Source organism: Synechococcus sp. CBW1004 (assembly GCF_015840715.1).
Taxonomy (GTDB): Bacteria; Cyanobacteriota; Cyanobacteriia; order PCC-6307; family Cyanobiaceae; genus Cyanobium.
On record NZ_CP060397.1, the window covers coordinates 1,277,406 to 1,299,468 of the forward strand.

At 65.7% G+C, this 22,063-nt stretch carries 18 protein-coding genes and 1 pseudogene; 2 read left to right on the top strand and 17 right to left on the bottom strand.

Annotated features, from left to right (window positions below; translation table 11 throughout):
* Nucleotides 1–206 precede the first annotated feature (206 nt).
* The 4 genes from H8F25_RS06210 to H8F25_RS06225 form a co-directional block, all read right to left on the bottom strand.
* On the bottom strand, nucleotides 207–602 hold the full coding sequence (locus H8F25_RS06210) for a type II toxin-antitoxin system VapC family toxin (protein ID WP_197212538.1): 396 nt from the start codon (nucleotides 600–602) through the stop codon (nucleotides 207–209).
* Nucleotides 599–847, bottom strand: coding sequence for an AbrB/MazE/SpoVT family DNA-binding domain-containing protein (locus H8F25_RS06215; protein ID WP_197212539.1), 249 nt, complete (start codon nucleotides 845–847; stop codon nucleotides 599–601). The genes H8F25_RS06210 and H8F25_RS06215 overlap by 4 nt, the downstream gene beginning before the upstream one ends.
* Nucleotides 848–984: 137 nt before the next feature.
* Nucleotides 985–2,007, bottom strand: a complete 1,023-nt coding sequence (locus H8F25_RS06220; protein WP_197212541.1) for an NAD-dependent epimerase — start codon at nucleotides 2,005–2,007, stop codon at nucleotides 985–987.
* Nucleotides 2,008–2,852: 845 nt separating this feature from the next.
* Nucleotides 2,853–4,382, bottom strand: coding sequence for an IS5 family transposase (locus tag H8F25_RS06225; protein WP_231597193.1), 1,530 nt, complete (start codon nucleotides 4,380–4,382; stop codon nucleotides 2,853–2,855).
* Between the two features lie 133 nt (nucleotides 4,383–4,515).
* On the opposite strand from H8F25_RS06225, the gene H8F25_RS06230 reads away from it, so the two are divergent.
* Entirely contained in the window at nucleotides 4,516–5,616 is a 1,101-nt protein-coding gene (locus H8F25_RS06230) for a TIGR03790 family protein (RefSeq protein WP_197212543.1), read from the top strand.
* Between the two features lie 550 nt (nucleotides 5,617–6,166).
* Here H8F25_RS06230 and H8F25_RS06240 read toward each other — a convergent pair.
* From H8F25_RS06240 to H8F25_RS06300, 13 genes and pseudogenes are all read right to left on the bottom strand, one after another.
* Nucleotides 6,167–7,305 (bottom strand): annotated as a pseudogene (locus H8F25_RS06240) (IS5 family transposase).
* Between the two features lie 83 nt (nucleotides 7,306–7,388).
* Nucleotides 7,389–8,939 (bottom strand): IS5 family transposase, encoded by a 1,551-nt coding sequence (locus tag H8F25_RS06245; RefSeq protein ID WP_197210801.1) that lies wholly within the window; start codon nucleotides 8,937–8,939, stop codon nucleotides 7,389–7,391.
* 52 nt (nucleotides 8,940–8,991) lie between these two features.
* Entirely contained in the window at nucleotides 8,992–9,234 is a 243-nt protein-coding gene (locus H8F25_RS06250) for a hypothetical protein (protein ID WP_197212554.1), read from the bottom strand.
* 147 nt (nucleotides 9,235–9,381) lie between these two features.
* Nucleotides 9,382–10,524: a UDP-glucose 4-epimerase GalE gene (gene galE / locus H8F25_RS06255; protein ID WP_197212556.1), complete on the bottom strand. Its 1,143-nt coding sequence runs from the start codon at nucleotides 10,522–10,524 to the stop codon at nucleotides 9,382–9,384.
* A complete protein-coding gene (locus H8F25_RS06260) occupies nucleotides 10,521–11,546 on the bottom strand; it encodes a GDP-L-fucose synthase (protein ID WP_197212558.1) in 1,026 nt (341 codons plus the stop codon). Before H8F25_RS06260 ends, galE begins: the two co-directional genes overlap by 4 nt.
* Nucleotides 11,515–12,666 (bottom strand): GDP-mannose 4,6-dehydratase, encoded by a 1,152-nt coding sequence (gene gmd, locus H8F25_RS06265; protein WP_197212560.1) that lies wholly within the window; start codon nucleotides 12,664–12,666, stop codon nucleotides 11,515–11,517. Before gmd ends, H8F25_RS06260 begins: the two co-directional genes overlap by 32 nt.
* A 76-nt stretch (nucleotides 12,667–12,742) precedes the next feature.
* A complete protein-coding gene (locus H8F25_RS06270; RefSeq protein ID WP_197212562.1) occupies nucleotides 12,743–13,201 on the bottom strand; it encodes a hypothetical protein in 459 nt (152 codons plus the stop codon).
* 498 nt (nucleotides 13,202–13,699) lie between these two features.
* A complete protein-coding gene (locus tag H8F25_RS06275) occupies nucleotides 13,700–14,434 on the bottom strand; it encodes a Bax inhibitor-1 family protein (RefSeq protein WP_197212564.1) in 735 nt (244 codons plus the stop codon).
* A 21-nt stretch (nucleotides 14,435–14,455) separates the two neighbouring features.
* Nucleotides 14,456–15,556: a PhoH family protein gene (locus H8F25_RS06280; RefSeq protein WP_197213530.1), complete on the bottom strand. Its 1,101-nt coding sequence runs from the start codon at nucleotides 15,554–15,556 to the stop codon at nucleotides 14,456–14,458.
* 229 nt (nucleotides 15,557–15,785) lie between these two features.
* Nucleotides 15,786–16,190, bottom strand: coding sequence for a 30S ribosomal protein S16 (rpsP, locus tag H8F25_RS06285; RefSeq protein WP_197212566.1), 405 nt, complete (start codon nucleotides 16,188–16,190; stop codon nucleotides 15,786–15,788).
* Between the two features lie 68 nt (nucleotides 16,191–16,258).
* Complete coding sequence (locus tag H8F25_RS06290; protein ID WP_197212567.1) at nucleotides 16,259–16,870, bottom strand: hypothetical protein; 612 nt, start codon at nucleotides 16,868–16,870, stop codon at nucleotides 16,259–16,261.
* 27 nt (nucleotides 16,871–16,897) lie between these two features.
* Complete coding sequence (gene ffh, locus H8F25_RS06295; RefSeq protein WP_197212569.1) at nucleotides 16,898–18,379, bottom strand: signal recognition particle protein; 1,482 nt, start codon at nucleotides 18,377–18,379, stop codon at nucleotides 16,898–16,900.
* A gap of 194 nt (nucleotides 18,380–18,573) precedes the next feature.
* Nucleotides 18,574–20,814: an IMS domain-containing protein gene (locus H8F25_RS06300; RefSeq protein WP_197212571.1), complete on the bottom strand. Its 2,241-nt coding sequence runs from the start codon at nucleotides 20,812–20,814 to the stop codon at nucleotides 18,574–18,576.
* Between the two features lie 108 nt (nucleotides 20,815–20,922).
* Between H8F25_RS06300 and pdhA the strand changes: the two genes are divergently transcribed.
* A complete protein-coding gene (pdhA, locus tag H8F25_RS06305; protein ID WP_197212572.1) occupies nucleotides 20,923–22,041 on the top strand; it encodes a pyruvate dehydrogenase (acetyl-transferring) E1 component subunit alpha in 1,119 nt (372 codons plus the stop codon).
* Nucleotides 22,042–22,063: the final 22 nt, after the last annotated feature.

Genomic DNA, 22,063 nt, shown 5'->3' on the forward strand with positions numbered 1-22,063 from the left:
GCCTTCTCGCTGGGCGTCATCAGGACAGCGAGCCGTTCCGTGGCGCAGTCAGTGGCGCGCCTCAGGGACAGGCCGCTCGGGACGGCCTGCAGGCCGTCCGGAAACCGTATCAAGCCTGTGCATGTGCTGCTCATGCCAGGGCCGTCAGGGCTCACAGCCCGTCAAACTCGCGACACGGGGCGACGAAGCGGGCCAGGCAACCTCCTTCAGAGCAGCAGCACCCGTTCACCTGCCTCAGAAAGCAGGAGAGCCGCGTCGCGATCAAAGGTGACCAGCTGCTCACTGCCCAGGGCGCGGCCGCTGTAGGCGATCACCCCATCCGCGAAATCGCCGCCAGCAGCCAGGAGTTGGATCCCCGCACGGACAGCCGGGCGGTCCATCGTCACGCCGCTGCTGCGCATCAGCGCTTCGATGGCACTGGCGCAGTCGCTGGGCGCAAAGCGGTACACCCGCCGCAGCACCAACACCAGTTCGCACAACACGGTCAAGGGGATGGCGATCAGCTCGGCCTGCTCCAGCAGAGCCGTCGCAGTTCTCGCCTGCTCGGGGTCATCCTGAACCAGAGCGCGCACCAGCACATTGGTGTCGGCGGTGATCCTCACGGTCTGAGGGCATCTAGGCCGGCCCAGCCGGAAGCGGCGGCTTCGCTCAACTCTTCCAGGCTCGCCCGATGGGGACTGCGTCCCGCCAGGAGGCCGATGAAGCCATCGATCGTGCCGGTGGCCTGCTCGGCATGGAGCTCCAGGCGACCACCCGGCAGAACCTCCACATCCAGCCGCTGACCGGGCTGAACACCGAGATGGGCCAGCAATTCCTTGCGCAACGTCACCTGGCCCTTACTGGTCACCGTAAGCGAGACCGCTGATCGCTTCATCGCAGATTGCGTTGCCGCAGATCGCGTCGCCATGACCAGACCACACCCAAACGACCAGCGTAAGGCTAAATCGCCTTACAGTCAGGATCTGCGAAGTCTGCAGCCCCCGCTCACACCCCATAGAACTCCCGGTACCAGGCCACGAAGCGGGCCACGCCTTCGCGCACCGGGGTGTTGGGCTTGAAGCCGGTCCAGGCCTCCAGGGCGCTGGTATCGGCGGCGGTGGCGGGCACATCGCCGGGCTGCATCGGCAGCAGCCGCTTCTCAGCTGTCACGCCCAGCGCCTGCTCGATCGCCTCGATGTAGTCCATCAGGGGCGTCGGGTTGGAGTTGCCGATGTTGAACACCCGGTGCGGTGCCCAGCTCGTCGCCGGATCAGGAGTCGCCGCATCGAAGGCCGGATCTGGGGTGGCGGGGCGATCGAGCACCCGCAGCAGGCTCTCGACGATGTCGTCGATGTAGGTGAAGTCCCGGACCATGCGGCCTTCGTTGAACACCTCGATCGGTTCGCCCGCCAGCATCGCCCGCGTGAACAGGAACAGTGCCATGTCCGGCCGGCCCCAGGGGCCGTAGACGGTGAAGAAGCGCAGGCCCGTGGCCGGCAGGCCATGGAGATGGCTGTAGGTGTGCGCCATCAGCTCATTGGCCTTCTTGCTCGCCGCATAGAGGCTCACCGGGTGATCCACCCCCTGGTGCTCCGAGAACGGCAGCCGGCTGTTGCCTCCATACACCGAGCTGCTGCTGGCATACACGAGATGGGCGATGCCGTGGTGACGGCATCCCTCGAGGATGTGCCCGAAGCCCACCAGGTTGGCCTGGATGTAAGCGGAGGGGTTGTCGATCGAGTAGCGCACCCCCGCCTGGGCAGCCAGGTTCACCACACGCTCCGGCCGGTGCTCGGCAAAGACCCGTCGCACCGCCTCGCCATCCTCGAGATCCGCCGCGATCAGCGTGAAAGGTGTGCCGTTGGCGGAGGCAAGGGCCTGCAGACGCTGGAGGCGCGCCCGCTTGAGCGCAGGGTCGTAGTAGGGGTTGAGGTTGTCGAAGCCCACCACCTCCGTGCCGCCCTCCAGCAGGCGGCAGCTCAGGTGGAAGCCGATGAAACCGGCCGCACCGGTGACGAGAACGGACATGGGCAGGCGGACAACCTCGGGAAGCTCCCGGGCGGGGCGGTGCTGGACATCCCCAGGCCCGGGACGGATCCGCCCATTGTGCCCACCTCAGGGCTGGCGCCTGGCATGCGGATGAAGCCCGACACAGGGGTGATGTGAGGCACGTGGACGCACACACCAATCCTGTCGTGCGTCGGTGGGGCGCGTGCAGAGCATCAGCTGCCGCCTCCGAGCGATACCGTTATAACTCGAACAGGCCTCACTGAGCGCCGTGGGGCGGAAGCGATGCAGCAGGACACGAATCCAGTACGACACAGCTGCGATCACGGGCACGGCGAAAGAGGCCAGAAGCCAGGAACTGCCGAGGTGAAGACATCGTGCCCCTTGTGGATATTTCAAGACGACTACGGTAATTTCCGCAACTGCTTTTCGCGACCATCACATTGAGGTGCGATGGAAGCCGCTTCACATTTGATCCGACTGGGTTGGCGCCCGGAACACGCCCAAGAGCGATGAAAACAACCACGCTCTGCGCCACACTGGAAGCAATGGATGCGTGTCGAGTGAGTGCAACTTCAATTAATTGTCTTTATTTTATCGTGTTTTGAGCACTCATGGGGGTTGATGCAGACAGACGCAACAGGCAGCGGCATGCTTCGACTGAGCCTCCAACACGGCGCGTCCACGCCAGCCTCGCGCCCGTCCTCCGGAGGGCTGCACCACTCTGGGGGTGGACTCGGGAGTGAACCGGATGCCGAGCGCTGACGCCAGGCGCCGTCTTTGCGGCTGGTTAGGGCTTCCTGAAAAAGTGAGAGGGAGGTCAAGCTGTCAAAGAGCCGAGCCTGAGTGAGGCGGAGACTGGCCGTTCATGTGGGGCTGAGATGAGTGCTCACACACACGAATGGTGACCCCTTGCCTGGTTGATTGCACAGGAGAAGTTGCAGCCAGGACGCAAAAAGAACAAAAAGAAGCTCCAGCAGCTTCTCGAGGTTCATCACCAGAATATTGAGTGCGATGGTTGAACCCTGGGTCACAGCGAGCTTCTCACGTATCAGGCCCAGTCCAAAACGCCTCTTGCCTTGGCCGATCTTGCCTTCAACGGCATTCCTTTGGCGCTGGTCATCGATGAACTGCTGCTTCTCGGCAGCCACCAATTCAGGATCGTTCTTCGGCCGTCCAAGTCGCGGGCCACTCAAACGGATTCCATGGCGCTGGCAGAAAGCACGGTTCGATCTTGTGCGGTAGATCTGGTCAGCACAAATCACCTTCGGATAGTGACCATGGCGACGCCGATAGGAAATCGCTTGACCCTTGAGGTCTTCTCCTTCGTTGTAGGGGTCATAACTCAGGCGATCGAGGAAGGTGAATCCCTCGCCGGTGACAGAGATTGAGATCTTGGCTCCGAACTCAACATTGCAACGAGCTTTCCCGCGGACAATCGGCCTGATATGTGCCTGGCAGAGGCTGACGATGCGATCTGGGATACTTCTGCTGTCTGCGTGATAGAGAATGGTCTGCTGGCGGACCAGCTCGCTGATCACCAGCAACTTCCGGTAGATATGCCGTCCGGCGGCCAGAAGGCAGCCACCACAGGCGATCAGGGCGTCAACGCTTGCCAGATTCCGCTTGAGGTGACCAAGCTGCTGTTTGATCGCTTTGCGGATCTTGCTGATCCTTGGCTTCTTCTTTTTGGCCACTGCAAGAAACTGCCGCCTCGCCTTTTTGCGGTGTGTACGCGGCTTGTGGCCAAAGCGTTCCCTGACGTGGGGATGCATCGCATCAATCAGGATCTCAGTCATCTCCCTGGCTTCATTGAGCAGGGATAGATCGGTGGGATGACGGATATCCACCGGCGCACAGGTGGCATCGATCAAGAGTGAACCCTGATTCGGCTGCTTCTGCGAGGATGGCTTTGGTTGGTCGGGAGGACTGGTCGATCCGCCACTGCTGTCGTCATCCGCTGGGCCCTGGGGATCTGATGAGCGAATCATTTTCAGGCCGTGGCGCACAATCCGTTCATTGCAGTCATTCACAATCGCTTCTGGCAAGCGCTTGCGGAAATACACCATCATCGATGGATCAAACGGCGCCGAAGACTGGAACGCTTCCAAGCCAATGAAAAACTGGAGATAGGGGTTTTCCTTGATCTGCTCCACCAGTTCTTCATCCGTGAGCCCGAGACGGGCCTTGATGATCAAGGCACCCAGTGCCATGCGAAAGGGTTTTGCCGGTGCTCCAAAGCCCTTACAGAATTGCGCCGCGTAGTCGTCCTCCAGTTCATCCCACGGAATGAGCTCAGCCAGCTTGATCCACCGATTATCACCGGAGAGTTTGCCGCCAAACGGCAGGAAGAAGTTTTCGAACGAGAGCTGATAACGATGCTCACGCCGATACATGTGGAAACCTCCGGACCGCTTTTGGGCTCAGATCGGCCCGTTCACGCACATTTTACCGTCAGAAACTGCCGAGATCCATTGCACTGCAGTGGATCTGCCCTTATTCAGGAAGCCCTGGTTAGCCGGCGGGGTCATGCTGCTGGCGGGCGCCGGGGCCATCGCCCTTGTTCGTCCCAACGCCGGCGGGAGCGGCCGTTTCCGCCGTCCAGCGCTGAGCGACAGGGGCTCGCCCCTGCAGGCCCGGGACCTGGCTCTGGTGATCAATGCCGCCGATCCGCTCAGCGAGGCGATCGGGCAGCACTATCAACAGGCCAGGCGGATTCCTGCGGACCAGTTGATCCGCGTGCGCTTCCGCCCGGGGCCCTCTCTGGATGCGGCCACCTTCCGGCGGCTGCTGCGCCAGGTGCAGCGCCAGACCCCCGCACACGTGCAGGCCTATGCGCTGGCCTGGGCATCCCCCTGGCGGGTGGAGTGCGTGTCGATCACCAGTGCCTTCGCCTTCGGGCGCCTGCGCTCCGGCTGCCTGAACACCTGCCAGGCCACGCCCGCCAATCCCTGGTATGCACGCGGTGACATCCGCCGTCCCTGGTCTGAACTGGGCATACGCCCGGCCATGCTGCTGGCCGCCACCGACCTCCGCACCGGCCGTGCCCTGATCGATCGGGGGGTGGCCGCCGATGGATCCTCCCCACCCGGCACCGTCTTTCTCTTCAGCACAAGCGATCGCACGCGCAACGTCCGTGCCGCAGGCTTCCCGGCCGTGCGTTCCCTGCTGGGATCCACGCTGCAGGTGCGCCTCCTGGAAAGCGACGCCATCGGCGATCTGCGTGGTGCCATCGCCCTGTTCACGGGCCTCACCGCCGTCCCGGAGCTGCCCACCGGAGCGCAAAACGGGCTGTTCCGGCCCGGCGCCGTGGCCGACCACCTCACCTCCAGCGCCGGGGTGCTCACCGGAGCCTCCGGCACCTCCCGCGACGGCGGCAACGGGCAGATGAGCGCCCTGCGCTGGCTGGAGGCCGGTGCCACGGGCAGCTACGGCACCGTGGTGGAGCCCTGCAACCTCACCACCAAGTTCCCCCATCCCGGCCTGCTGCTGACCTACTACCGCCGCGGCGACACCCTCCTGGAGAGCTACTGGCGCAGTGTCGCCATGCCAGATCAGGGTGTGTTCATCGGCGAACCCCTGGCCAGACCCTGGGGCCCGCGCCCCTGGAGCTGGCTGGGGGCTTCCTGAAGCCGCCCACATCGGCCCACCGCCGCCGCCAACACCGAAGCTCAGCGCGCCTGAGCCGTCAGCCTGGGAGCCAGCTCGGCGATCAACGCCTGGATCCGCCGCCGGTTCGCCGACGTGTCGCGCCGCTGGCCATTGAGAAGCCCAAGAAGGCATCGAGCCTGGAGATCGCTCTGTCGAGCCGCGCGATCTCGACGTCGTCGCTCCTGATCTCGTTCTCGATCTGCACGCGCTCTTGTTCCAACCACACGGTTCCACTCAAGGCCGAGATCAACCACGAGAGCCGCTGACGCCAGGACAAAGGCCGTGAGGCTCCAACCCAGCAGGGGGAATCCGGCAAGCGGGTGATGGGCTGAAACTCCGGAATCGGTTCCATAGGAGTTTGCGGAAAAACCGTCAGAAACGCCGCGTTCCTCCCTCGCGTGATCTGATTACGCGCTGTTCGGGCTGGATTCGTTGATTCAGCGGTTCAGAACGCCAGATTTCAGGCGTTTTGCCCCGTTGGGGCTTCCTGGAAGCCGCCTCGTTGGCACACCTCTGGGCAACCACCTGCTCATGCCGCCGCCATCGCCGGTTTGAGCAGGTTGCCCAGCCGGATCAGGTTGTAGGCGATCACGTGCAGGCCAAACACTGCACCCACCTTTTCGGTGCCGCGCAGCTTGAACTGACGCAGACCGCCCCACTGCTTGATCCAGCCAAACACCTTCTCGATGCCGCGGCGGGCATTGATCGACTTGCCGTAGCCCTCATGGCGAGTGGTGCGGCCATCAATGGCGGAACCACCAGAGCGAGCAGTGTTCTGAGCCACGTGAGGTGTGACTCCGATGCGGCGCATCTCTGCGACAAAGCCCCTGGTGTCGTAGTTCTTGTCGGCACCGATCGTTTTCTGGTGGGCACCGGGACGATCTGCCGCCATCACCTTGGCGGCATCCCGCTCTCCGGTGCCCGTCGCTTGCGTGACGCGACAGTCGACGATCAGGGCATGGAGGTTGTCCATGAGCACGTGCCCCCGGTAGCTGGGCAACGCCGGATGGGCCTTGGATTTGCGGCACAGCAAGGCATCCGGATCGACGCCGGAGCGATGGGTCTTGTTGCTGAGCTTGATGCCGCGGAAATCCCCTTTCGCGCGCTTCCTGCCGGGCTTTGGAGCACCAAAGCCCTCGCCAGGGCCCGATGGCGGCGGCGGCGGATCGTCCTGCCCATCCATTCGCTCCAGCGAGGCATGGGACGCCCAGGCCTGCAGCAGGGTGCCATCCACCGAGAAGTGCTCATCGCTGAGCAGCGGCCTGACCTCCGGCGCACCCATCAACTTCTCCAGGAAGCGCCCCATCACCTCCTCGTTGAGCAGCCGCTCGCGGTTCTTGGTGAACGTTGTCGGATGCCAGATCGGATCATCCGGGCTGAGACCCACGTAGCCGCAGGCCCGGCGAAGCCGTAGCAGCGAAAGAGCAGGTTGTAGTGGAGCTGCTCCAGCAGCAACCGCTCCGATCGGATCCCGTAGAACGCCTGCAGCAACGAGGCCAGAAGCAGCTGCTCGGGCGGCACCGATGGCCGGCCTTCTGAGGCGTACAGCGCGCAGAAGGTGGGATTGAGTCGATCAAGGGCCTGATCGGCCAGCTTGCGGATCCGCCGCAGCGGATGACTGGCCGGAATCCGATCCTCGACCGAGACGTAGGGACTCCTGAAAAAGATTCTCGGCCCATCGGCGCCGAATTCGTCCGTTTGCTTCGCGTTAATCAGGCCGGCAAGCGCCGTGACATCAAGTGGGCCAGATCTCAAAAGTCTGGCTTGCAGATGACCGCAGGAGCTCTGATCGCTGACCAGGCCATAAGAAAGCTGTAGATCCACCCAAAAAGAAGGGCAAAAAAGAGGCGCAGCAGCCTCAAGACCTTTTCCGCGCACATCACGACAAAGGCCATCGAGATGGAGGATTCGGCACCAGCTGGTAGACGAACCATGATCAGATCCAGGGAATACTTGCGCTTTCCATATCCAAAGACGCCTTCCACTTCATTGCGTCGAGCTTGATCAGATCGGAGCTGCTGCTTGTGTGCAGTGGTGACATCAGGATCCTTGGGCGGGCGGCCCAATCGCTTGCCGGAGAGGCGAATACCGTTCCTCATGCAGAAATGCCTATTCTTGGCCGTGATATAAATCCGGTCGGCGCAGATGCGCTCTGGGTAAGATCCTGTATCCAGCTTGTATTTTTCCGCCTGAGCGATCAGGTCTTCTCCTTCGTTGTAGGGGTTCCAGCTGATGCGGTGCAAGAACGGAAAGCCGTTTTGAACCGAAACACTGATTTTGGCACCAAACTCCACCGCAGCACGTGCTTTGCCTCGCACCATTGGGCGGATATGGGTCTGCACAAGATTCACCAGGCGGTCTGGAATGCTGTTGGTCTGAGAGGCGAGCAGAAGGCCCTGCTGCCGCTCCAACTCGCTGCAGGCCAACAACTTCTGCCACCAATGCCTCTTGAGCTCAGAAAGCGTTGCCCCACAGCCGATCAGAGCATCAATGGCTTTGAGATTCTGCCGCACATATCCAAGCTGATGTTTAATGGCAGCCTTCACTTTTCGGCGGCGTGGCCGTTTTTGCTTCGCCACTCTCAGGAAATGAGCACGAGCAAGGCCACGGTCGTAGCGAGGTCGATGTCTCCTGAATCCCGATGACTGACTGCACAGATCATCAATGACTCGCTCGGTCGTTGTGCGAGCCTCGCTGAGGAGCCTGAGGTCTCTGGGATAGGTAATGTCGGCAGGAGTGCAACTAGCATCAATCGTGAGAGTGCCCCAATTCTTTCCTTCTGGCCAGTCAGCAGGCTTGATCAACGCATCAAGTTCCAGCTGAGCGCCTCCTCCTCTGGAATCAGGATCATCATGGTCGTCATCGTCTGCTACCTGAGCAAGTGCTTCCAGAAGGATCTCTTTGCCGCGCTGCACCACCAGCTCATTGATACGGCGCAGATCCTCGTCAGAAAAGCGTTTGCGAAAATGCACCATCATCGAGGCATCAAACGGTGCCTTGGCTGTGTAACCCGCAAAGCCGAGAAAGAACTGCATATAGGCGTTCTCTCTGATCTGATGGACAGTCTCTTCGTCGGTTAACCCCAACTTCTGTTTGATGTAGAGAGCACCAAAGGCCATCCGCACTGATTTGGCTGGAGCGCCAATTGTGGCGTTGAATTGAGGGGCATAGGCTTGTTCCAGCTCATCCCATGGCATCAGCCCCTCCAGTTGAACCCAGCGATTCTCGGGATCAAGTGTGCCGCCAAATGGCAGGTGGAACTCCTTGATTGAGATCTGACCGTTATTGTGCCTCCGGTACATCTGGAGTGATCAGGAGTAAAGGCAATCACGGATTGCCTGGTTCACGGCCATTTTAGCGGCTTCTCATGCTTGAGACCAGCCGCGGCGCAATGGATCTGGATTTTTCAGGAGTCCCGACGTAGGAGAACAGCGAGCCGGTGCGCTCCTGTCGACCTCGCATCACAGGGTGGGCGGTTGCCCCATTTTCGCAGGGATGGGCGGGTTTTTCAGCGAACTCATAGAAACGCAGCAGAGCCGCCAGGGCGAACAGGAAGGTGGTGGAGGCGCGGGGCAACAGGGACAGCAGAGCCAGCATGGCCGATGCAGCGCAACGTGTCGGGTCGGCGCGAACAGCCGTCCCCCTCACCAGTTCCACCTCCTGTCACACCCCCTGGCCGCCACAGGCCTACAGCGGCCCTCCCGGCACTCCGCAGATCTCAGCGGCCGCGTTGCGCGAAGCCTGTCAACCCTCGGCGCTGCGGCTGGTCTGAAGCGCCCCCTGATGCCAGGCCCAGGCGTGCTCGATGATCGCCGCCAGATCCGGATAGCGCGGCCGCCAGCCCAGCTCGCTGTGGGCCTTGCCGGCGGCGGCCACCAGCTGGGCCGGATCCCCTGCCCGCCGCGGCGCCACATGGGCCAGCAGGCCCCGCCCGGTCACCGCCTTGGCGGTTTCGATCACCTGCTGCACCGAATAGCCGGTGCCGTTGCCCAGGTTGTAGATCAGCGGCTCGCGGGGGGGCTCGCCGCGCTCCCGCAGGCGCAGGAGGCGCTCCAGCCCCAGCACGTGGGCATCGGCCAGATCGCTCACATGGATGTAGTCGCGGATGCAGGTGCCATCGGGCGTCGGATAGTCATCCCCGAAGATCTGCAGATAGGGACGCTGGCCGCCCATCACATCGAGCACCAGCGGGATCAGATGGGTTTCCGGCTCATGGTTTTCGCCCAGATCACCGGCCGGATCAGCACCGGCCGCATTGAAATAGCGGAAGATCACGCTCGGCAGCCCATAGGCGCGGCCGAAATCGTGCAGCAACTGCTCCACCATCCACTTGCTGCGGCCATAGGGATTGATCGGCTGCTGGGGATGCTCCTCGGTGATCGGCACCTGCTGGGGCACGCCGTAGGTGGCGCAGGTGGAGGAGAACACGATCGGGATGGGCTGCGCCACGGCCTCGGCGGCCTCCGGCTGACCGGTCGTGCCTGGCCGGCTCGAGCCAGCGGGTCCGGGCTGGCTGGCGCGGGCCCGGGCCACCAGCGTCTCGAGCAGCGTCAGCGTGTCGCCGAGATTGTTGCGGTAGTAGCGTGCCGGATCGCTCACCGACTCGCCCACATAGGCATAGGCGGCGAAATGCAGCACCGCCTCGATCGGCCGCTTTTCGTGGGGCGTGCCCCGCAGTTCCGGATGGGAGCCGTCCAGCAACGCCTGCAGCAGTGCCGCATCGCCCACCTGGCCCACCACCAGCGGCACCTGCAGCACCTCGCGCACCACCGGGGAGTGGCCATACACCAGGTTGTCGAGCACCAGCGGCTGGTGGCCAGCCCGGCTCAACGCCCGAACCGCATGACTGCCGATGTAGCCGGCGCCGCCGGTGACGAGAACCCTCACAGGCGAACCTCAGTGCCCGATTGCCGCCGAGCAATGTAGTCGGCGGCGGTCTGGGCCAGCCCCTGCTCGAGCGGGATCGCGGCACGCCAGCCCAGCGCCGCCAGGCGGCTGACATCCAGAAGCTTGCGGGGCGTGCCATCGGGCTTGGTGGCATCCCAGCGGATGGCGCCGCGGTAGCCCACGGCGTCGGCCACCAGGGCGGCGGCCTCGGCGATCGTGACGTCGCTGCCGGTGCCCACGTTCAGGTACTGGAGGTCCTCTGGCCCGGGCTGCCAGCGCTCGAGGCAGAACACCGCCGCAGCGGCCAGATCATCGACATGCAGAAACTCGCGCCGCGGCGTGCCCGTGCCCCAGCAGACCACCCCCGATGCGCCGGCCTCTCGCGCCTCATGGAAGCGGCGGATCAGGGCCGGCAGCACATGGCTGCCGGTGGGGTGATAGTTGTCGCCAGGGCCATAGAGGTTGGTGGGCATCAGGCTGATCGCATCGAAGCCGTGCTGGAGGCGCAGCGCCTGGCAGAGCTTGATGCCGGCGATCTTGGCGATCGCATACCACTCATTCGTGGGCTCCAGCGGGCCGCTGAGCAGGGCCTCCTCGCGGATCGGCTGCTCGGCGAACTTCGGATAGATGCAGCTGCTGCCCAGGAACAGCAGGCGCCGGCAGCCATGGCGCCAGGCGCTCTCGATCACATTGGTCTGCAGGCGCAGGTTCTGCAGCAGGAAATCGGCCGGATGGCTGTTGTTGGCAACGATGCCACCCACCTTCGCTGCCGCCAGCACCACCACCGTGGGCCGCTGAGCCGCGAACCAGGCCTCGGTGGCGGCCTGATCCGTCAGATCGAGCTGGCTGCGGGGCACCGTCAGCAGGGCACCGCCACCGGAGTCGTCCTCGCCATAGCCGCCGGCCTTCAGCCGCCGCAGGATCGCCGAGCCGGCCATGCCGCGATGACCGGCCACGAAGATGCGGTCGTCGGGGTGGATCAGCACGGCATCAGACCGGATTTCTGGGCAGCGACATGGCATTGGCACTGGAGGGAGGATTCTCCATCGGCCCCACGACCCGGAAGCCCTCGCGACGCAGCAGCGCCTCCTTGGCCGCGTCCTCCCGGTCGCTGTCCACCATGTCGCGCACCAGCTGCTCGAGGGTGGTCGTCGGGCTCCAGCCGAGCCTGCGGTGCGCCTTGCTCGGATCACCCAGCAGGGTCTCCACCTCGGCGGGGCGGAAATAGCGGGGATCGATGCGCAGCACCACGGCGCCTGTATCGCGGCGGCGGCCGATCTCCTCAAGGCCGCTGCCCTGCCAGTCGATGCCTCCCCAGCCCAGGGCGATGGCGGCCAGCTCGATGAAGCGCCGCACCGATTCCTGTCGGCCGGTGGCGATCACGAAATCCTCGGGGATGCCGCTCTGCTGCAGCATGCGCCACTGCATCTCCACGTAGTCGCGCGCATGGCCCCAGTCGCGCCGCGCGTCGAGATTGCCCATGTGCAGGCACTGATCCAGCCCGGCATCGATGCGCGCCAGGCCGCGCGTGATCTTGCGCGTGACGAAGGTTTCACCCCGCCGCGGGCTCTCGTGGTTGAAGAGGATGCCGTTGCAGGCGTACATCCCGTAGCTCTCGCGATAGTTGACCGTGATCCAGTAGGCATAGAGCTTGGCCACGCCGTAGGGGCTGCGCGGATAGAAGGGCGTGCTCTCCTTCTGGGGAATCTCCTGCACCAGGCCATACAGCTCACTGGTGGAGGCCTGATAGATGCGTGTGTGCTCGATCAGCCCCAGGATGCGCACGGCTTCGAGAATCCGGAGGGTGCCCAGCGCATCGCAGTTGGCGGTGTATTCAGGGCTCTCGAAACTCACCGCCACATGGCTCTGGGCACCGAGGTTGTAGATCTCATCCGGCTGCACCTGCTGGATGATGCGGATCAGATTGGTGGCATCGGTGAGATCGCCGTAGTGCAGCACCAGGCGCGGATCGCGCTCATGCGGATCCTGATAGAGGTGATCGATGCGATCGGTGTTGAAGCTGCTCGAGCGCCGCTTCAGGCCATGCACCCGATAGCCCTTCTCCAGCAGCAGCTCGGCCAGGTAAGAGCCATCCTGCCCCGTGATACCGGTGATCAGAGCGGTCTTCTCGGGGAGGCTCATGGGGGATCGCGCTGCGGCACGCTCAAATATCGACGGGTGAAACGGCCTGAAGTCCGGGAGACGGTGTTCGGGCGGATCAGAGGAAGCGATACTGACGCATGCCTAGCACGCCCGTGGCGCGGGCCTGGCGGCGGCTGAACTGACTGACGGTGGGGTTGCCCTCGACGCGGATCACGCCGGTGGCCTGCTCCCACAGCTCGCGCGGCACCTTGTTGAGGCTGTAGTTGTGACGATCGTGGCGCTTGACGTGCCACCAGGAGGTGCAGGCACAGTCATCGCACCAGAAGCACTCGATCCATTCGTCGGTGAGCGGCAGCACGCGCCGGTAGGCGGCCAGCAGCTCATCGGCGCGGCGCTTGCTGAGGCCCCGCAGCATCAGCTGCCCCACATCGGTGACATACAGATGGTGCTTCGGTGAAACGCTGAAGATCTTCTGCTCCGGGTGCAGCGGGCAGCGCAGCTCCCGCCGCCGCGCCCGCCGCCGCGGACGGGAGACCGATCCGGCGGAATCGGGGAGCCCAGCCTGATCGATCACGCTTGCATGATCGGTGGAGATGACAGAGCCATCCCCCTGAGGCACATCCGACGAGCCTGCCCTCTTCGCGGCTTCCTCCGGGTCTGAGGAAAACGGAAACAGCTCTTGATCCTGGCGCGACGGCACGGGCGAAGAGCCGACAGGGAGCGGCGCACGGGCAGCAGAACTGGTCAAGGGAGCTTCGACTGGCGGCATCAGCTCAGATCAGATCGGAACAACAGGACGCCCAGGGCCAGGAAAATGCCAGGCACAACGCTCATCTCGCCTCCGGAAGAGAATGACGCGCGTACCTACGATTAAAGCACGAATAAGCCACCGAAGAGCACGGCCGTCGTGACAGAGCAACCAGGGACGCCTATAAAAAAGGAAGCATAAGCCCCCTTGAATGAAAATCAAGTCGAAATGAAGGCAGCTCTGATCACGGGAAGAAATGAAAATTAAGATTACGCTCCAACGGCATGACTTTTGCCTGACTACGGAGCAGCACACCGCTGGAGATCAGTCGCGACGGCCACCTCCCTGGATGGCGATGATGAGACGCAGGATGAAGATGAACAGGTTGATGTAGGTGAGATACATCCCCAGAGCACCAGCCAGGTACTGGTCGTCGCTGTAGGTGCGGGGCATCGTATAGAAGTCCACGAAGGCTGCACCGATGAAGATCACGGTGCCGAAGCCGGCGATCATCAACTCGAAGCCGCCCATCCCGAAGCCGGGCACGAACAGGCCGCCGACGATCTGCACCAGCATCGCGATCACCAGACCGAGGATGCCCAGTCCCACCACGCCGCTCAGGGCCTGACCGACGCTGTCGCTCATGCGGCGGCCCATGAACGAGGCCGCCACGAAGGTGATGCCGGTGGCGAGCACGGCCGTCCCGATGGCCCCCACACCAGCGACGGCGGCGGCGTAGCTGACGATGCCGCTGAGGGTGAAGCCGGTGATCAGGCTGTAGGCGGTCAGCAGCGGAAGGGCGGTGCCGTTGTTGCCCTTCAGCGCCACGTTCTGGGCGACGAAGAACAGGATGAAGTTCCCGATCAGGGCCACCCAGAACAGGGGCATGAACAGGGCTGTCTTCGCCGCCAGCATGGTCATGCCGGCAAAGGTGCCGACAGCGGTGAGCACCATGCCGCCGCCCACGTAGGGCAGCGCCTTGTTCACCACATTGGGGCCGACCAGGGCGCCGCGCTGGGCCTCCTGAATCGCTTGCTGAAAATTGCTGCTGGCCGGCATGGCGCAGAGGATGTGAACTCTCTACATCCTGCCAGCCGTGGCCGGGTTGGGAGAGCCGCGTCGGTTCGGATCTCCCGATCTGGCCGCCGCGCCGCCGCTGCCGTCGCGGCGGGCGTAGGCCTTCACCAGGCGCTGCACCAGCGGATGGCGCACCACGTCGGCCTCACCGAAGCGGCAGATCGCCACCCCCTCCACTCCGGCCAGCACCTGCTCCGCCTCCACCAGGCCGCTGAGCTGGCCCGGCGGAAGGTCGATCTGGGTGACATCACCCGTCACCACCATGCGCGAGTTCTCACCCAGCCGCGTCAGCACCATGCGCATCTGGGCGCAGCTGGTGTTCTGGGCCTCATCGAGGATCACGAAGGCATCGGCCAGAGTGCGGCCGCGCATGTAGGCCAGCGGCGCCACCTCGATCACCCCCTTCTCCTGCAGCGCCTCGGTGCGCTCGCGGCCCAGCAGCGTGTGCAGGGCGTCATAAAGAGGCCGGAGGTAGGGATCCACCTTCTGCTGCAGATCGCCCGGAAGAAACCCCAGCCGCTCCCCCGCCTCCACCGCGGGACGGGTGAGGATCAACCGCTCGATGCGGCGCTCCTGGAGCAGCCGCACCGCCTGCACCGTCGCCAGGAAGGTCTTGCCGGTGCCCGCCGGGCCGATCGCCAGGGTCAGGTCATGGCGTTCCATCGCGTCCACGAACCGCTTCTGGCCGAGGGTGCGGGGCCGCAGGGCGCGGCCGCGGGCGCTGGTGGCGAGCACCTGCTGATGCAGGGCGCCATAGCTCTCGCTCTGCCCCTGATCGAGGGCATGCAGGGCCGTCTGCAGATCCACCGGCCCGATCGGCTCCCCTGCCTGCCACAGCGGCCGCAGCAGCTCAAGAAGTGCCAGGACGCGCTCCTGTTGCGCCGGTCGTCCCTGCACATGCAGATCGAGGCCGCGCAGCACCAGGCGGGTGCCGGTGAGTGCCTCGAGGCGCCGCAGTTGCGACTCCCCATCGCTGGCCAGGGCCAGGGCCGCCTGCTGATGGGGCAGAGCCAGGACCACCGTGTCACCGCCGGCCGCAGGAGATCCGGCGACGGGCGAGCCGGAGGAGGCCTCGACTGCCAACGGCTCGCGCCGGAGCGGCATGTCGGCCGGAACAGCGGTGTCGGCGGGATCCGTCATCGCTTCAGCCAGGCAGGGAGTGCACACCAGCTGCAGCCGACGGCCGGCCGCGCGACGCGACGGTGCCGCAGCCCCGCCATGGCCGGGCTCCAACAAAAGATCCCAGCGGAACAGAGCGCTCCACTGGGACTGAAAACCTCAGGGGCCGGCCCGCAGGCAGCCGCAGGAGGCACGCAAGCAGCTGCTGCAGATCTCAGGACGCGCTGCTGTCAGCGTCAGCTTGGGGGGCCGCGGCAGCTTCGGCGGCGGCAGCTGCAGCAGCGGCCTTCTCCTCAGCGGCCTTGGCGGCTGCCTCCTTGGCGGCGGCTTCGCGGGCGGCGGCCTGTTTGGCCTTGCCGACGGTTTCAGCCGGACGGATGGTCTTCTCGATCAGGCCGCCCTTCTCGAGCAGGGAGCGCACGGTGTCGGTGGGCTGGGCACCCTGGCTGAGGCGAGCCCGAATGGCCTCGGTGTTGAGGCGGGTCTCCTTGGTGCGGGGGTTGTAGAACCCGAGCTCCTCGAGCGGACGGCCATCACGGCGGGAGGTGCTGTTGGTGGCCACGAGGCGGAAGCTCGCTTCCCGCTTCTTGCCGAACCGCTTCAGGCGGAGCTTGATCATTGAGGCCTTACCAAGAGATGGGCAAACGAGGAGTGTAGCGGGTGGGGTGGCCTGGACCCACAAGGACGTCAAAATAGATCGCGGGCCCGTGCCGGGCAGATCAGGCTGTCTCGCCCCGTCCAGCCCGTGGCGCGCCAGAGCTGAGCACGCAGGTGATCACGGAGCAGGCGCAGCTCGGACTCTGGCTTGTACTCCGCACTGGCAGAGGCGAAGCCCTCCACGCGCCAGCCGCTGTCACCGGCCATCACCGTTGCAATCGCCTGGAGGCGGCCCAGATGCTCGGGACTGGTGACCACCGTGACACTGCCAGGCCCGGGTAATCCCTTCAACCAGCGGGTCAAGTCCGCCATCTCCGTGACCGAATCGCCACAGGTGCGGATCCAGTGCAGCCGTCGACGCTCATCTGGCAAAAGTGCCACCCCGCGCAGCCCATGCGTATGCATTGCCTGATCGGCTCCCTCAGGCGCCATGAGGGCAAGCAGGGCCCGCGGACGGAGATGCCACAGGGCCACGCCACTCTGGGTCCTGCGGAAATCGCCGGCCGCCACGGCGATCACCTGCGAGGCCGGCTCACCGCGGCGGAGGCTCGCCAGAAGTGATGGCAGCCACCACGGCAAGATCCACCAGACCGTCAGCGACGCCCCCGCAGCACAGAACAGCCAAAACCGGCGGTCAGGCATGGGATGGGGACGACGGCGCTGGAGCATTCACAGATCGCCGAAGCCCTTGCGGTTCTTCCTGGGCTTCGGCGGGCGCGGCGCACCGCCGCCACGCCCCGCAGGCGCCCCCATCCCGGGCATTCCCGGCATACCGCCGCCCATGCCCGGGAAGCCGCCCATCCCCGGCATCCCCCCCATGCCAGGCATCCCCATTCCGGGCAGGCCGCCGCCGCGGCTCATCTGGCGCATGAAGCCGCGCATCTGCTGAAAGTTCTGCAGCACCTTGTCCACCTCCGCCGGGGTGTGACCACTGCCGCTGGCAATGCGGCGCCGGCGGGAGGGATTGGCGGCCAGCAGGTCAGGGTCGCGGCGCTCGGCTTCCGTCATCGAGCCGATCATCGCCTCGATCTTCTTCAGCTGCTCCTCGCCCTGCTTGAGCATGCCGTCGTCGATCTTGTTCATCCCCGGGATCATCTTCATCAGGCCGCCCAGGGAGCCCATGCGCTTGATCAGGCGCATCTGTTTGACGAAATCGGAGAAGTCGAAGCTGGCTTCCTGCAGCTTGCGCTGCATCTGCTCCACATCCGCCAGCTCCACCTCCTTCTGGGCCTTCTCCACCAGCGTCAGCACATCGCCCATCCCGAGGATGCGGCTCGCCATCCGCTCCGGATGGAACGGCTGCAGCGCCTCCACCTTCTCGCCGGTGCCGATGAACTTGATCGGCGCACCGCTCACCTTGCGGATCGACAGGGCGGCACCACCCCGCGAATCGCCGTCGAGCTTGGTGAGCACCGCCCCGGTGAGCCCCACCTGCTCATGGAAGGCGCGCGTGAGCTCAGCTGCCTCCTGGCCGATCATCGCGTCGACGACCAGCAGCACCTCATCGGGCTGCACCGCCTCGCGGATGCGCACCATCTCCTCCATCATCGACCGGTCGATCTGCAGGCGACCCGCCGTGTCGACCAGCACCGTGTCGAAGCCCTCGGCCTTCGCCTTTTCCACACCGGCGGCAGCGATGTCCTCCGGTTTCGCCTCGGCGCCGAGGCTGAACACCTCCACACCGATCTGACGACCCAGCGTCTGCAGCTGATCGATCGCCGCCGGCCGGTAGACGTCGGCCGCCACCAGCAGGGCCTTGCGGCCCTTCTCCTTGAGATGCAGGCCGAGCTTGGCGGTGGCGGTGGTCTTGCCCGCCCCCTGCAGGCCCGCCATCAGCACCACCGAGGGCTCGCCCGCCTTGCCGCCGGCGGCCAGGGGCGCGTTCTCACCGCCCATGGTGTCCACCAGCTGCTCATGCACCACCTGGATGAACTTCTGGTCGGGGCTGATGCCGCGCACCACCTCCGTGCCCACGGCCTTGCGGCGCACCTCCTCGACGAACTCCTTCACCACCGGCAGGCTGACGTCCGCCTCCAGCAGGGCGCGACGCACCTCCTTCAGCGCCCCCTCGACATTCGTCTCCGAGATCGACGCCTGTCCCCGCAGACTCTTGACGGCATCTTCAAACCGCTGGGAAAGCTCGTCGAACATCGCTGGCTGACTGGGGGTGCGGAACGGAACGGACGGAGACCGGCGGCAGCGCGGAGGTGCCAGCCTGATCGTGCTGGATCCGCGGACGAGCCGCGGCGTGGATGGGGGCCACCGGGCGGTGGTGAACCCTCAGCCGGCCAGTCTGCGTCCCCATCCGCTGAAGCCTGAGCGAGACCGGCGCAGCGGCAGGCGGGTCAACCGCCGCTGCGGGTGGCGGCCAGGCGCCAGCGCTCTCCATCGCGCCCGAACACATACACATTGCGCAGGGTCATCGGAGGCGTCGTCTCCACCACCCGGCCGCTGCTGTCACGCCGTTCGTCGCGGTAGCGGAGGCGGGCACGCACCGCCAGGCGACCATCGCTGCGCTCGACGACGCTGATGTCCTCGACATCCACAACGATCTTCTGGTTCTCTCCAGCGGCGACATCGTCGCGGCGCTCCTCGTTCAGGCGCTCGATCGGGCCGCTGCGGGCGATCTGGTCGAGCCCGGACGGCAACGGCTCGCCGGCGAGCACATCCGCCTTCGCCTTCAGCCAGCTCTCCAGCAGTCGCCTGAGCTCGGCATCGGTCGGATCGGCCGTGGTGAGCGGGGCCAGGGAAGCGGCAGCCGCCGTGGCGGGTGGCGCCGCCGTCGGAGCACCGGAAAGGGCCGCGCCGGCGCCGCTGGTCGGCTTCGAGGCGGGAGTGGAGACCACTCCGGGACGGGGTGTCACGGCTCCGGGGGCCGGCTGCACCGGCAGGGGCACGGCACCGCGGGCCGGCGGCTGGGGCGCGCGGGGGCGAAGCGCCACGGCGGCCAGGCCCGCTGCCACGCCAAGGGCCACCACGCCCGCCACCCGCAGCGACAGGGGCCAGGTGGTCGGTCGCCAGGAGGGAGGCCGCAGGGCCCGAAGACGTTGAGCCAGGCCATCGCCGCCGGGCTCGAGGCCTGGCTCCTCCGTGCCGCGCACGCGTTCGTTCAGCCACGCCAGGCCAGGCAGACGCCAGCGGATCGGCACCTCGGCCTCGTCCTCGAGGTCGTCCTCCTCCTCGCCATAGGGGCCGAGCTCGGGGAACGGAGCGAGGGGAGGCAGATTGCCGGTGGCAGTGGCGCCACTGCCACCGCCCGACAGGGACGCGGCGGTGGTCAGAGACGTGGAGAACGGCGAGGACCAGTCGAAGCCGCCGGAGCCCAGGGAGGTGAACGCCCCGCTCGCGGCGCCTGCGGAGGAGCCGAAGGCCAGGGGCTGAAGCGGTTCTGGGGCGGGCGGGGCGTAGTGGCGGCCGCTGCGACGGTCCTCACGCTCCACCCAGGCGATCACGTCGCGGTCGGCGAAGTAGGCGTCGAGATCGGGATCGCTCTCCAGATCCCGATAGCCGGGCAGCACGTCATTGGCGAGCCAGTCCCGGCAGTAGGCGCACAGCTGCGCCAGCGGCTCGCGGCTCTGGTGCTCGACCCAGTCGCGCAGCTCCGGGCCGGCCCCGGCGTCGAAGGTCGCCAGGGCGATGTCCACCTCCCCGAGGAGCAGGTGCAGGTTGGCGAGCAACGGTTCGATGCCGCTGCGGCCACTGGCCTGCAGGCGTTCGCGGGCGGCGGCGATCCGCTCGGGCTTGCGCTGGGCGAAGCCGGAGGCGGTGAGGGCGATGCTGCTGAGGAAATCCGCCGCCTCCGAACCGGCCTCCGCCCAGCGGCTGAACAGATCCACCTGTTCCTGCACCGTCAGGAAGCTGCGGATCTGCTTGAAGAACATCTGGAACTCCGCGCTGCTGAAGCTGGGATCCAGATCCCCCTCCAGGCCGCCGCGGCGCTGCACGAGCTGTTCGAGCAGCTCCAGGCCCTCACCGCGCTTCTCCACGGCGGTCAGCTCGCGGCTGAGCAGATCGAGCACCAGGAAAGGAGAGAGCGCATCGAGATCGCGCACCAGACGCTGACGCAGGTCCGGCAGCTGGCCCATCCGCTGCAGCAGCTGCAATCCCTGCTGCAACTGGCGGGCGGCGGCCTCGAAGTGACGGCGGCTGCGGCTCTCCTCAGCGGCGGCGCGGCAGGCCAGGCCGGCGAGAAGGCTCAGGTCGGCCTCGCGGCTGCTGCCCAGGGCCGGGGCCTGGGGGGGCTGCAGGGCGCGACAGGCCAGCTCGAAGGCCTCCTGGGCCTGGCCGGCCTCCAGCAGCAGCAGCAGCCCGGCCACCTCCAGGGAACCGGGAACATCGAGCGCCGGCACGGCATTCGGACCGCCGGCCAGGGCGGTGAGCTCGGCTTCATAGGTCCGTCGTCGCTCGCCATCGCTGAGCAGATCGGCGCTCTCGTGCAGCAGCCGGGCCCGAGCCTGCAGGGTCTCGGTGGTGAAACCCTGGTCGGGCACCCGATCCAGACGCTGATCCAGGGTGCGCAGCACCGTCTGGGCATCGCTGGCCGGGCTGACGCCGAGCAGTCGGAAATGGTCGATCGGGAGGTCCAACCCGCCGCGGCGCACTGGCGGCCGACTGTAGGCAGAGGCAGCGATTTTGACCGCCTGCAGGGGACGGACCCCGTACAGTCGGCAGCACGAACGCCGTAGTCCCCTGACATGACCCAGGACCTGACTGCCACGCCCGCCTCCGCCGTGCTTCCCGGATCCAGCGCCGGCAGCAGCGCGATTCCCAGCGAGGCCGGCAGTCATGCCCTGCGCCATCAGAGCCTCTACCCCGCCGTCACCCCATCGGTGAGCCGCGAGGAAGGGCTGATGCTCTACCGCGACATGGTGCTGGGGCGCCGGTTCGAGGACAAATGCGCCGAGATGTACTACCGGGGCAAGATGTTCGGCTTCGTGCACCTGTACAACGGTCAGGAGGCTGTCAGCACCGGCGTGATCAAGGCGATGCGCGCCCAGCACGACTGGTTCTGCAGCACCTATCGCGATCACGTGCATGCCCTCAGCTGCGGCGTGCCGGCGCGTGAGGTGATGAGCGAGCTGTTCGGCAAGGAGACCGGCTGCAGCAAGGGTCGCGGCGGCTCGATGCACCTCTTCTCCCGCGAGCATCACCTGCTGGGTGGCTACGCCTTCATCGGTGAGGGGATCCCTGTGGCCCTCGGCGCGGCCTTCACCAGCCGCTACAAGCGCGACGCCCTCGGAGACAGCTCGAGCGACGCGGTGACCGCTGCCTTCTTCGGCGATGGCACCTGCAACATCGGCCAGTTCTATGAATGCCTGAACATGGCGGCCCTCTGGAAGCTGCCGATCCTGTTCGTGGTGGAGAACAACCGCTGGGCGATCGGGATGGACCACAACCGCGCCACCAGCGACCCGGAGATCTGGCGCAAGGCGGCCGCCTTCGGCATGGCCGGTGAGGAGGTGGACGGCATGGATGTGCTGGCGGTGCGTGCCGCGGCCCAGCGCGCGATCGAGCGCGCCCGCGCCGGGGAGGGTCCGACGCTGCTCGAGTGCCTCACCTACCGCTTCCGCGGCCACTCCCTTGCCGACCCCGATGAACTGCGGGCCGCCGAGGAGAAGGAGTTCTGGGCCAAGCGCGATCCGATCAAGCAGCTGGCCGCACGGCTCACCGCCGACGGCCTGGCCAGCGAGGCCGAGCTCAAGGAGATCGACCGCGAGATCGATGCCGTCATCGCCGACTGCGTCGACTTCGCCCTGGCGGCCCCCGAGCCCGACGCCTCCGAGCTCACCCGCTACATCTGGGCTGAAGACTGAGTGCGGGCCTCGATGGCGGGGC